This window comes from Balneolaceae bacterium, assembly GCA_034521445.1.
In the GTDB taxonomy this organism is placed as follows: Bacteria; Bacteroidota; Rhodothermia; order Balneolales; family Balneolaceae; genus JAXHMM01.
Window position 1 is genome coordinate 167,561 of sequence record JAXHMM010000017.1, and the last position, 12,456, is coordinate 180,016.

11 protein-coding genes are annotated in these 12,456 nt (G+C 63.0%); 6 read left to right on the forward strand and 5 right to left on the reverse strand.

The window, feature by feature from the left end; translation table 11 throughout:
* Positions 1–5 precede the first annotated feature (5 nt).
* Complete coding sequence (locus U5K31_14625; GenBank protein ID MDZ7773956.1) at positions 6–1,259, reverse strand: YaiO family outer membrane beta-barrel protein; 1,254 nt, start codon at positions 1,257–1,259, stop codon at positions 6–8.
* Positions 1,260–1,449: 190 nt separating this feature from the next.
* On the opposite strand from U5K31_14625, the gene U5K31_14630 reads away from it, so the two are divergent.
* Genes U5K31_14630 through U5K31_14655 form a run of 6 tightly spaced genes read left to right on the forward strand, consistent with a single transcriptional unit; the run spans position 1,450 to position 8,932 of the window.
* Positions 1,450–2,127, forward strand: a complete 678-nt coding sequence (locus tag U5K31_14630; GenBank protein MDZ7773957.1) for a thymidine kinase — start codon at positions 1,450–1,452, stop codon at positions 2,125–2,127.
* Positions 2,120–3,454 (forward strand): nucleoside transporter C-terminal domain-containing protein, encoded by a 1,335-nt coding sequence (locus U5K31_14635; protein ID MDZ7773958.1) that lies wholly within the window; start codon positions 2,120–2,122, stop codon positions 3,452–3,454. Before U5K31_14630 ends, U5K31_14635 begins: the two co-directional genes overlap by 8 nt.
* Before the next feature lie 17 nt (positions 3,455–3,471).
* Entirely contained in the window at positions 3,472–4,410 is a 939-nt protein-coding gene (locus U5K31_14640) for a hypothetical protein (protein MDZ7773959.1), read from the forward strand.
* A complete protein-coding gene (locus U5K31_14645; protein ID MDZ7773960.1) occupies positions 4,403–5,779 on the forward strand; it encodes a peptidylprolyl isomerase in 1,377 nt (458 codons plus the stop codon). Before U5K31_14640 ends, U5K31_14645 begins: the two co-directional genes overlap by 8 nt.
* 20 nt (positions 5,780–5,799) lie before the next feature.
* Positions 5,800–6,792: a MoxR family ATPase gene (locus tag U5K31_14650; GenBank protein MDZ7773961.1), complete on the forward strand. Its 993-nt coding sequence runs from the start codon at positions 5,800–5,802 to the stop codon at positions 6,790–6,792.
* Positions 6,793–6,802: 10 nt separating this feature from the next.
* Positions 6,803–8,932, forward strand: coding sequence for a hypothetical protein (locus U5K31_14655; protein ID MDZ7773962.1), 2,130 nt, complete (start codon positions 6,803–6,805; stop codon positions 8,930–8,932).
* Positions 8,933–8,948: 16 nt separating this feature from the next.
* On the opposite strand, the gene U5K31_14660 is transcribed toward U5K31_14655, so the two are convergent.
* The 4 genes from U5K31_14660 to U5K31_14675 are packed head-to-tail and all read right to left on the reverse strand — an operon-like array spanning position 8,949 to position 12,450.
* On the reverse strand, positions 8,949–9,983 hold the full coding sequence (locus U5K31_14660; GenBank protein MDZ7773963.1) for an LD-carboxypeptidase: 1,035 nt from the start codon (positions 9,981–9,983) through the stop codon (positions 8,949–8,951).
* Entirely contained in the window at positions 9,970–10,581 is a 612-nt protein-coding gene (nadD, locus tag U5K31_14665) for a nicotinate (nicotinamide) nucleotide adenylyltransferase (protein MDZ7773964.1), read from the reverse strand. The genes U5K31_14660 and nadD overlap by 14 nt, the downstream gene beginning before the upstream one ends.
* Before the next feature lie 2 nt (positions 10,582–10,583).
* Positions 10,584–11,438, reverse strand: coding sequence for an outer membrane protein assembly factor BamD (bamD, locus tag U5K31_14670; GenBank protein MDZ7773965.1), 855 nt, complete (start codon positions 11,436–11,438; stop codon positions 10,584–10,586).
* A 16-nt stretch (positions 11,439–11,454) separates the two neighbouring features.
* Positions 11,455–12,450: a polyprenyl synthetase family protein gene (locus tag U5K31_14675; protein MDZ7773966.1), complete on the reverse strand. Its 996-nt coding sequence runs from the start codon at positions 12,448–12,450 to the stop codon at positions 11,455–11,457.
* Positions 12,451–12,456: the final 6 nt, after the last annotated feature.

The window sequence follows — 12,456 nt, forward strand, 5'->3', positions numbered from 1 at the left end:
GGCCGCTAGAATCGGTAGCCCAGCTGCACGTTGAAGGTGAGAATATCGAGGTAGCGGTCCGGCGCATTCAGCCTCTCCTGGCGCTCGTAGTTTACCGACAGCTCCGCGCTCACCGCGTCCCCCAGCTCATGGCGGAGGCCTGCGCCCGCGCCCCACGACTGCAGGCGGAAGATCCCTGCCTCCACCTGCTGAAAGGTGCGCTCGGACGGGCTCACGCCCATGCTGCCTGAGAGCCAGAGGTAGCTGTCGGGCGTGCCCAGGTAGCGGCGCGCCATCAGTACGGCTGAGCCGTCCAGTGCCCCGCTCCCGGGGATCACAAAGGGTTTGAAACTCAGGTACCAGCTTCCGAAATAGCCTGCCAGGGAGCCGGTCAGCAAGGTGACCTCCTCCCCGCCGACCAGTATAAGGTGACGCGCGCCCAGAGAGAGCTCAAGGGAGAGCGGCAGGCGGTGGTACAGCTCCACCCCTGCGCGGTGTTCCGGGTAGAGAGGACTTCCGCTCCAGGCGTAGCTCAGGTAGGCGTAGAATCCCTCCCCGAAGACCGGGTACCAGTCCACCTCCCCCTGCAGGCCGTTCTCACCGAAGCGGCGCTGCATACGCAGCCTGCCCAGGACCGGTCCCATTCCCGTCTCCCGGCGGTACTGCAGGAAGAGGTTTTGGGACGGGCCAAAGACCGCGGAGTAGTGGTCGTAACTCCAGGAGGCGCGCACGCTGTTCATATACCGATGAGAACTCACCATGTCGCGCAGTTCCTTCAGCTCTCCGTAGCCGGGGGAGGTCCGCTGCAGGCGTGTGTAGACCAGGCCCGCCTCCCGATAGCGTTGCGTGGCCGTCAGGGCGCGAATGCGGCGGTCCATCAGTTCCGGGTCGAGGGGGTGGTATACCAGGGCGCGCGCTGCGGCTCGGGCTGCTTCGGCGTGGTTGCCACTCCAGTAGGCCACGTTGACCAGGGCCAGCAGGGCGTCCCGGTTGCGCGGGGCGCGCACGAGTACCTCTTCGAGATGTTTACGGGCCTCACCGAAGCGCCCCTCCCATGCGTAGGTGCGTCCCAGCAGTATGCGCACCTCGTGGTAGTCTGGTACCTCATCCAGGATGCCGAGGCAGAGTCTCCTGGCCTCTTCGTAGCGCTCGGCGTAGGCGGCCTCCCTCGCCTGTCGGAAGCGCTCGTCCACCCCGGCCTGCTGGGCCGGAAGGGCGATAGGAAGGAGCAGAAGAAACGGGAGCAGCAGAACGAGGCGTAAGCGTGCGGTTTGATGCATGGAGGATCGAATAATTTGAAGTTCGAACGATTCAATACGACCTTCGGCAGCGCCTGCAGCTACCAGGGGAAACATAGCAAGCCGCGGCCACAGTTGCATGCGGATCCCCGCACCGCCGCCAAAAGCCTTTTTATTTTAGTGCTCACACAGATATATTCCGTGTTTTAACCGCCATGCCCAACGCTCTGCCATGCTCAACGAACCCGCATTCGTTCCCCGCAATCTCGGCTGGATCGAGGTAGTCTGCGGCGGGATGTTCAGCGGCAAGACCGAGGAGCTTATCCGCCGGGCTCGCCGAGCCCACATTGCGGGGCAGCGCGTGGTGGTGGTCAAGCCCAAACTGGACAACCGCTTCAGCGAACAGGATGTGGTCTCCCACAACGACACCATGATGCCGGGGCTGGTGGTCGACACGGCAGACCAGATCGTGCTGCTGACCGGCAACGCCGAAGTCATCTGCATCGACGAGGCGCAGTTTTTCGACGAGCGCATAGTGGAGGTGGTCAACACCCTGGCCGACGACGGAAAACGTGTCATCGTGGCGGGCCTGGACATGGACTTCGAGGGGCGGCCCTTCGAGCCCATGCCCCAGCTGATGGCCGTGGCCGAGTATGTAACAAAGCTGCACGCCATCTGCGCCGAGAGCGGCATGATGGCGCACTACTCCCAGCGCGTGGTCGAGAACCAGGACCGGATGCTGGTGGGCGAGTCGGATGCCTACGAGCCTCGCGCCCGCCACTGTTTCCGTCCGCCGGTGGACCGCCGCAGGGGACGCAAGGTTCCTCCTTTCCGGGGAGGCGGGACAGACGCTTCCCCTACGTCCATACGCAAACCAACCCAGGCAACACAGGATCCCGACCATGATTGACATTTTCCGCGGGCTGCTCGGCATGGGCGCCATTGTGCTGCTCACATGGCTCTTCAGCAACAACCGAAAGGCCGTAAACTGGCGCCTGGTAGGCGTGGGACTTGGTATTCAGTTCGTGCTGGCCGTCCTGATTTTGAAGGGCGATCCCATGTCGCAGTATTGGGCGCCGCTGGGATGGCCCAAGGCCTTCTTCAGCTGGGTCTCCTCCTTTTTCGTGATCGTGCTTGACTTCACCACCGAAGGGGCGGAGTTTATCTTCGGCGACCTCGCCAAAAGTCCGGGCACCGAAAACAGCATGGGGAGCTTTTTTGCCTTCCAGGTGCTGCCCACCATTATCTTTTTCGCCTCCCTCACCGCCATACTCTACCACTACGGCATCATGCAGCGGGTGGTCAGGTACATGGCCCGGGGCATGCAGAAGTTGATGGGCACCTCCGGTGCCGAATCGCTCTCGGTCATTTCCAACATCTTCGTGGGTCAGACCGAGGCGCCCCTGGTCATCAAGCCCTACATCAGCCGGATGACACCCTCGGAGCTTCTGGCCGTGATGACCGGCGGCATGGCCACCATTGCGGGCGGGGTGATGGCAGCCTACGTGCAGATGCTGGGCAATTCCTATGCCCAGGCACAGGGCGTCGGTCTCGATGCGGGGCGACTGCTTTTTGCCGAGCAGCTGCTGGGGGCCAGCCTGATGGCCGCCCCCGCAGCCCTGGTCATCGCCAAAATCCTCTACCCGGAAACCGGCGAACCGGAGACCTCCGGGGAGGTGCAAATGACCATCGAGAAGACCGACGCCAACGGCATTGACGCTGCCGCCAGCGGGGCCGGAACGGGACTCAAGCTGGCCGCCAACGTGGGCGCCATGCTGCTGGCCTTCATCGCCCTGCTGGCCATGGGCAACTACTTCCTGGAACAGCTCGGGGGACTCACCGGCCTCAACGGGCTTATCAGCGGCGGTCCTCTGCGCATCGAGACCATCCTGGGCTGGATCCTGGCGCCCGTCGCCTTCATGGTGGGCGTACCCTGGGCCGACGCCGTGCAGATGGGCTCCCTGCTGGGCACCAAAATTGTACTCAACGAATTTGTAGCCTACATGCAGATGTCCGAACTTGTGAGCGGCGGCGCCCTCAGTCCCAAGACCACCCTGATGGCCACCTTTGCCCTCTGCGGTTTCGCCAATTTTTCCTCCATCGCCATACAGATCGGCGGAATCGGAGGACTCGCCCCTGATCGCAAGTCCGACCTGGCCCGCTTCGGCATCACCGCCGTCTTTGCAGGCACCCTGGCCAACCTGATGACGGCCACCATCGCAGGCATGCTCTATTGAACCCAGCTGTCCGACCCGTGTACAACATTTCAAACCAGATACTGCGCCCTCTTTGCCTCCTGCTTGCAGGTGCGCTCGGCCTGGCCGCCTGTACCGTACCCGGCGGACAGGGCAACGACAGGGCGCTGGCCCGTGTGGGCGGCGAGACCCTTACCCTGCAGCAGGCGCGCGAGGCCCTGCCGGAACACCTGCTGGCCTCCGACAGCCTTCGGGCGCTGACCAGCTACCGCGACGAATGGGTGCGCAGCCGCCTGATGAGCCGCGAAGCAGAGCGGCTGGGACTCATCCGTTCCGAAGAAGTGCAGCGGCGTCTCGAGCGCGCACGCCGCGAGGTGCTCTCCGAGGCCCTGCGCAGCCAGATCATGCGTCAGTTTGCGGAGGGCGACAGCGTCAGCAATGAGGAGGCGCGCAATTACTTCCAGACCCACCGCGAACAGTTCGTCCTGCAGGAGCGTTACGTGCGCTTCCGCCACCTGGAGACCCAAACCATTGAAGAGGCGCGCTCGGCACGCCAGCAGATCATGCAGGGGGAGCCCTGGCCGGAGGTTGCCCGGCGTTTCGGTCGCAATCCCGAACAGGCCATAGGCCAGTCCGAGCAGTTCTGGCCCGTATCGATGGCGGCGGCCGACCAGCCCGTGCTGCAGCGCTACCTGGAGGAGGTCATCGGCATCACCGAGATTTCGCCGGTTCGCCGTCTCGGCACAACCTACCACTTCGTTCAGCTCATGGAGGCGCGTGAGGCGGGCGAACAGCCTGACCTGGAATGGTTGATGACGCAGATCAAGGACTGGCTGCGCATGGAGAAGCGCAGAAGGCATTTCAGTTCCTTCGTCAAGAATCTTTATCTTAAGGCTGAATCGAATAAGGAAGTGGAGACCTTCGACGTTCTGGAAACGAACCTGAATTTCAATACTGTCCCTGCAGACACCCTTGAAAGTCCATCCCCGAATGATTAGATCCTATCTTGTCCTCCTACTTTTCGCGGTCTTTCTGACACTCCCGCCCGCCCTGCTCGCACAGTCCGGCTCCACATCCGCCACCATGGATCAGATTGTGGCCGTGGTCAACGACCACATCATCCTCAAGTCAGACGTGGACGCCCAGGTCCAGAACATGATGCTCCGTCAGCAACAGCAGAGCGGCCAGCTCCCGCAGTTTGGAGAGGAGCTCTGGTACAGCACGCTGCAGGACATGGTCACACGCTTCGTAATGCTTGACCAGGCGCGCATCGACTCGGTTACCGTTCCCGAATCGAACGTTCAGCAGGCCGTTGACTCCCAGATCCAGTCCTATGTAGAACAGCTTGGCAGCGAGCAGGCCCTGGAGCAGGAGCTCGGTCAAAGCATCATCCAGTTCCGGGCCGAAATGCGGGATAACTATCGCCAGCAGATGATCGTCAACCAGTTCCTTGACGGGCGCATGTCGGATGTTCAGATCACCCGCCCCGAAGTGCGCCAGTTCTTCGAACGCATTCCCGCCGATTCCCTCCCCACCATTCCGGAGCAGGTCTCCATCTCCCAGATCGTCAACCTGCCGCCGGCCCGAACCGACGCCGAGGATGAAGCCCGGCGCCTGGCCGAACAGCTCCGCGATTCGGTGATCAATCACAACCGGCCCCTCGAGGAAATGGCTCGCAGATACAGCGACGGACCCAATGCCTCCAACGGAGGCAAAATCCCCCTCATCAACATCGACGACCTGGTACCGGAGTACTCAGCCGCCGCATCCGCCCTGGAGCCCGGCAGCATCTCCGAGGTGGTCCGCACGTCTTTCGGCTATCACGTCATACGCCTGAATCGCAAGGTGGGCGACCAGATCGATACCAACCAGATTCTCATTACCGTCCCCGAAGAGAGCTACGACACCCAGAGTGCCATTGACCGGCTCACCGCCATCCGCGACAGTATTCTGAACAACGAGGAGATCACCTTTGCCGAGATGGCCCGAAAACATTCCGAAGACCCCAACACCGCCTCGCGGGGGGGGCAGCTGCTCTACAACGAGAATACCCAGGAGCGACTTTTTCCCGTGGAGGAGCTTGACCAGAATCTCTACCGCACGGTGGTCCAGCTGGAAGAGGGCGACATCTCAGAGCCCCGCCCTTTCACCACAGGTTCGGAAAACAACACCCGCCAGGCCTACCGCATCATTAAACTCAACCTCCATATCCCAGAACACACCGCCAGCCTGGAGCAGGACTACGAGCGTGTGCGCAGCTACGCCCTGCAGGAAAAGCGGTTCCGCGTGCGACAGCAGTGGCTGGATGAACTGAAGCAGGACACCTATATCAGCTACAAGATTTCGGTCCCCGAACAGTACCGTTAACTCGTACGATTCCCTCCCACATGAACTCCATTCCCCAGCAGGAAGAAGATGCGGTGGCCTTCTTCCAGGATTCCGTCAGCCGCATCAAGCAGCAGATCGCCAAACGGATCGTCGGGCAGCGCGACATCATCAATCAGCTTCTCATCTGCCTCTTCGCACGGGGACACTGCGTGCTTATCGGTGTGCCTGGCCTGGCCAAGACGCTGCTCATCCGCACCGTGGCCCGGACACTGAATCTGAGTTTCAGCCGCATCCAGTTCACCCCCGACCTTATGCCCGGCGACATCACAGGTACGGAGGTGATCGAGGACGACCGGGAGACCGGCCACAAGTCCTTCAAGTTCGTCAAGGGGCCCATTTTTGCCAACATCGTCCTGGCCGATGAGATCAACCGCACGCCCCCCAAGACACAGGCCGCCCTGCTGGAGGGCATGCAGGAGTTCCACGTGACCACGGCAGGCACCACCTACAACCTCGACCAGCCATTTTTTGTGCTGGCCACCCAGAACCCCATCGAGCAGGAGGGGACCTACCCCCTGCCGGAGGCGCAGCTCGACCGCTTTATGTTTAACCTCTGGCTGGATTACCCCAGCCTGGACGAGGAGATGGACATTGTCAGCCAGACCACCTCGGTGCGGGAGGAGGAAATCGAGCCTGTGCTTGACGCCCGCCAGATCCTGGATCTGCAACAGCTGGTGCGGGAGGTACCCGTGCCGGAAAGCGTACTAAGCTTCGCCGTCACCCTGGTCAACAAAACGAGACCGGGCTCAGACGTGGCGCCTGACTTTGTGGACAAGTACATGAGCTGGGGAGCGGGTCCGCGCGCATCGCAGTACCTTATCCTGGGCGGCAAAACGCGTGCGCTGACCGAGGGCCGCTATAACGTGACCGAAGAGGACATCACCGCCCTGGCCAAGCCGGTGCTGCGCCACCGCATCGTCAACAACTACGCGGCCGAAGCCGAGGGTCTCACCCCCGACAAGTTGATCGAACGCCTCCTGGCCGAAATGTAAGCCCGCTGCCGTGGAATTTATCTTTCAAGGTTTTCAGACGGGCCTGCCCCCCTGGCTTTTCCTATTGCTGGCCGCCGTCTCCGTGGGTCTGGCCTGGTGGTCCTACCGCCACCTTGCGTCTCTTCCCTTTTCCGCCCGCCTGGGCATGGCTTCCCTGAGGGCCGCGGTTTTACTTTTGCTTCTGGTGCTGCTTCTGAATCCCTTCTTCCGCGCGCGTGAAGAGCTGCCGCGAGACCCCGAAATCTTGGTCTTCCTGGACGCCTCGGCCAGCGCCGGCATCACCAAAGGCGACTACCGCGGTATGGAGAGCTACAGGGAGACGGCTGCGGAGCTGGGACTGGAGGGACGTGAAGGGGTGCGATTCAGCTATGTCGCCTTCGACCGCCAGGTGCAAAGCCTCGCCTCCCTCGACAGCCTGCGGACTGAGGGGGGCGAAACCAATCTCTACAACCTGTTTGAGGTGTTGGAGGACCGCCGCTCGGAGGCCACCGCCGCCCTCCTGCTGAGCGACGGAATCTTCACGCAGGGGCGCAGCCCCGCCTTCGAAGCCGCCTCCTCGCCCCTCCCACTTTTTACTGTGGCCCTGGGCGACACCTCGCGGCAACGGGACATAACCGTACAGAATGTAGTCACCAATACCACCGGCTACCTGGACACTCCCCAGCCTGTGGAGGTAACCGTGGGCGCCCACGGTTACGAGGGACGTCCCCTGCAGGTGGAGCTTCGCCGCGGGGAGGAGCTCGTGGAGAGCCGGCAGGTGACCCCCTCCTCTTCCCGGGAAAGTCTCAGCCTGCGTTTTGAGCTGCAGCCCGAAGCTACGGGCCTTCAGCAGTACCAGGTAAGGGTGCCGGCCCTGGAGGACGAGTGGACCGCTGAAAACAATACGCGGCCCTTCGCAGTAGACGTGCTGGACGACCGTCAGCGCATTCTCTCCGTAGCCTTTGAGATCCATCCCGACGTACGCATGATGCGCGGCCTGCTCCAGGGCGAGGAGAACACCCGCCTATCGCGACGCACCTGGCTGGGCTCCTCGCGTTTCCTGGAGGGGCCCTTCCGCTTCGATCCCGACACCCTCGACCTGCTGGTCATGCACGGCTATCCCGCCGGGGGCCTGCCCTCGGAAACGGCCGGGCAGCTGCAGGAAATTATGACCTCCGTTCCGGCCCTCTACCTGCATGCCCCCTCGGCCAGCCTGGTGCGCATGCAGAAGCAGCTTGGAACCTCCCTGCCCGTTCGCGCCGCGGGGGAATCGCCGGCCCGGGAAGTCTCGCCGGTGCCTGCCGTTGAGACTGACGACCACCCGGTGATGGAGCTTCCCGCCGCAACCTACGCCAGCCTGCCCTCCCTGCAGGCCCCCGTGGAGAACCTGGAGGCCGGTGCAGCCTCCATCACCCTCTTCGAGAGTTCCCACCTTGGCAGCCCCACGGGCCAGCCCCTGGTGGCCGTGTCGGAGACCGGCAACCTGCGCCGCTCCGTCCTGACGGGTTACGGCTGGTACCGCATTTCGCAGAGCATCTCGGATGACGACCGCCTTTTCGTGCGCACACTTATGGACAACCTGGTGAGCTGGACCGCCTCGCGGCCCGACAACCGACTGTTGACGGTAGACCCGGCCAGCCAGAGCTTCGGGGGAGGCGAGCCCGTGGTGCTCAACGCCTACCTGCGCAACGAAAGCGGGGATACCGAATCGGAGGCCTCCATACAGGTCACCCTCGAAGGAGATGCCATCGACGAGCGCTTCTACTCCATGCAGAACACCGGGCCCGGCCAGTATGCGCTGAGCGTCCCTGCCCTGCCTGAGGGCCTCTATCGCTTCGAAGCGGAGGCCACCAGGGGCGACCGCACCATCGACACGCGCAGTGGAGAGTTTGGGGTGAGCGGAAGCAACGCCGAGCTGGTGGACACGCGACGCAATGACCAGCTGCTTAGACGCATGGCAGTGGAGTCGGGCGGCGCCTTTCGGGCCTGGGACAGCCTGGATGGTTTCTGGAACAGCCTGGAGCAGCGTGGCCTGCTAGACGCGGAGACGCGGGTACAGGAGACGCTCTTCTACCCCTACCGCTGGTGGCCCTGGTTTGCCCTGGTGATTGTGCTGCTGGCCGGCGAGTGGCTGCTGCGCAAATACTACGCCCTGCCCTGACGCGCCGGTCGCGCTCCTACCCCTCTTCCTCGTGCGCCACGGGACTTTCCAGCAGTTCCAGCGTGCCCGTGCCGGCGTCCAGGCGAGCGCGCACGCCTACGGGGATGGTCAGGCTGTGGTCCACATGACCGAACGGGAGTCCCATGACTGCCGGTATTCCCAGGGGCAGAAGATGCTGCTCCAGCACCTCGCGAAGCCCGTGTGCCCGCGGCGTGCCCCTTTCGCAGGAGGCGCAGCGTCCGAAGGCGAATCCGGCCAGCCCCTTCAGCAGTCCGGTTTGTCCCAGCTGGGTGAGCATGCGGTCGATGCGGTAGTAGTCCTCCCCAACCTCTTCCAGAAAGAGTACGGCGCCTTCAAAATCGGGCAGCCAGCCGGTGCCCGCCATGGCGGTGAGCACACTCAGATTGCCGCCGAGCAGCACGCCCTCGGCCCGGCCTTCCCGAAGGGTACGCACCTCACCTTTGTCCCCTGCGTCCGCCCCGGCAAGAGCGCCCGTTCCCCCCTGCCTCAGCACGCGGTGAAAACAGCCGGTGGTGAAGGGCGTCCACTCCGATCTGCCCACCGGGCCATGGAAGGTGACCATGCCCGTGCGTGCGTATACCGCCATGAGAAGGGAGGTAATGTCGCTGAATCCGATGAGCGCCTTGGGATGGGACACGATAAGGCTGAAGTCCAGCAGGGGCAGGATGCGGGCGGATCCCCACCCCCCGCGGAACGCCATGACGGCGTCTACCTTCGGGTCGCGGAACATCGCGTGCAGGTCGTTCGCGCGTTCGCGGTCGGTGCCCCCGAAGTTACCCCAGGTGTTGCGCGCGTGCGCGCCCTCCCGGACCCGGTAGCCCAGATCGCGCACGCGCTGCAGCACGCGGTCGTATTCCGCCTGTTCGGGCAGGGCGCTGGCAGGGCTTACCAGTCCAATGGTGTCGCCGGGACGCAAGGCGGGGGGGCTGAGAGGCACGGCACCGTCCGCGGCCCGTGTCCTGGAGACCGGGACGGCGAGGGCGCCGCCCAGCAGGGAAAGGTTTCGGAGGAACTGCCTACGGCTGTACATGGTCGTCGGTCTGGTAAAGCTTACGGCTGCGGATGATGGCGAGCACCGGTTCCGGAAGCCAGGGGGAGACGTCCCCGCCTTCGGCCAGGGTCCGGCGTATGTCGGTGGAGGAGACCTCCACGGGCTTATGGGGTACGAAATGTACACGCGTCTTCAGCTCCTCCGGCACCTCGCGTGCCGGCGCGTCGGGCCTTTCGGCCACCAGAATGGCATGATGGCGGACGATCCTGCGCCACTTCTTCCAATGCGTAAAATGGCGGTAGGAGTCTTCGCCGATGCACAGGAGGAACGGACGCTCCGGGTGTTCGTCACGCAGGTGCGCCAGGGTGCGCCAGGTCCACGAGGGACGGGGAAGACGGGTTTCAAGATCGGAAATCCTTACGCGCTCCATGCCGGAAAAGGCGGCCTTCAGCATCTCCAGACGGTCTTCATAGCCGCTGAGGGCCTGCCGCTCCTTGTGCGGGGGATGGGGCGTGAGCAGCACCCAGAGTTCGGTTAAGCGCCCGCTCTCCAGGAAAGAGCGTGCAATCGAGAGGTGTCCCCGGTGGACGGGGTCGAAGGTGCCTCCCATGATCCCGGTGGAACGAGGGGAAGGCACGCTTACGGGGTGGGCCTGTTGTCCGCGCCGACGCTGTCCGCCGCCGGGGCGCCGGGCAGCGAGGAGAGGGCCGACCGGGCGTTATCCACGTACTGTTCGGCCAGGCTGCGGTTCTCCCCGTTGGGAAAAAGCTGAACGTAGGTTTCATAGGCTTCCACAGCTGACTCGTAGCGGGGGCGCTGCATCTCCTCCACGCTGCGCGATGCGTAGATGTTGTAGGCGTTGATCTCATCCACCAGCGCCTGCTCTGCCCAGGGCGTGTCGGGGTAGTTCTCGATGGTCAGGTCGAAGTAGATGATGGCCGCCTCGTACTCGCGCATGCGCATGTAGAGGTCGCCCGCATTGTACTGCTTGCGGGCCAGTTTCGCACGCAGATCGGAGATGTACTGCGCGGCCTCCTGGGTGCGGTCCGAATCCGAAAAGTTGGAGTTGAAAATGCGCAGCTTTTCAATTGCGGTATACGTGTACTCCTGGTCGAGGCGGTAACGCGGACTGAGCTGGTAATAGCAGTAGGCTTCCTTGAACTGAACCTCCTCCCGGCGTTCGGAACGCGGGAACTGCGAGATGAAACGTTCATACTCGGTGGCGGCCAGCAGGTAGCGGCGGTCGTTGTAGTACGACTCCGCCAGGTAATACTGGGCATGGCGCCCGTAATCGGTGCCCAGACCGATCTGGATGACGGTCTCGAAGGCGCGGGCCGCGTCGGCATAGTGCTCGTCTTCATACAGGGCCAGGGCCTTCTCATAGGCGACCTCGAGGGAGTCGCCCTGGCGGATCAGCTCGCGTTTTGTGCAGGAGGCCAGCAGCATGGTCGCCAGAAGACTCAGAAGCAAAGATTTGGTGTAGATGGATTGCATGGGGTGTTGGGGTGAATTAGAATTCCCTTTGGTTCAGGTTGCGAATGAGCAGGGAGATGTCCTCCCGATATTTGGAATCCTCGAAGTGGTCGAGGATATCGAGTGCCCGCGTGTAGCGGCGCTTCACTTCGGCCCTGGTGTCATCGATGACGTCCAGCTCGTGGTAGAGATCGATGACCATATCGATCTCGCCGCTGCTGACCGCTTCCCGGGTGAATACGCGGTCCAGGCGGTGTTTCTGGTCGTCCGTGCTCCTCTGTAACGAGAGGATGGAAAGATATGTTTTCTTCGATTCGGCGATGTCGCCACCCTGTTTCTTGCCGAACTTTTCGGGATCGGCCACGCTGTCAAGCAGGTCGTCCTGAATCTGGAAGGCAAGCCCGATCTCCTCCCCCAGGTCGGCCAGCACCTCCACGTCGCGCCGGCCGGCTCCTGCCACCACGCCGCCCATCTGTAGGGAGGCGCAGATAAGGGCGGCCGTCTTGCCCCCGATCATCGTCATATACTCCTCCATACTCACCTGTTCGCGGCGTTCGAATTCCAGGTCGAAGGCCTGTCCCTCGCAGACGCGGACCACGCACTCCATGAAGATGTCCATGATCCGCGCGTAACATGCGCGGCTGACACCGGGGTCGTCGGCAAAGCGCTGCAGCTGGCGGAAGGCCCAGGCGTACATAGCGTCGCCGGAGAGAATGGCGGTCGAGTCATCCCACTTCACATGAACGCTCTCCTGTCCCCTTCGCGTCTCCGCGCGGTCCATGATGTCGTCGTGCAGCAGGGTAAAGTTGTGCAGCAGTTCGATGGCCAGGGCCGCCGGGAGAGCTTTTTCCATTTCGCCCCCGCAGAGTCCGCAACCCGCCAGGGTGAAATAGGGACGGATGCGCTTGCCCCCCCGAGAGAGGGTGTAGCGGACCGGATCGTATAGGGAGGCGGGCTGGCCGGGCAGATCGAGCCCTTCAAGCTGCCGGTCGATATAGCGGGAGATCTGCTGCTGCAGTTCGGTGGTCTTCACGTAGCT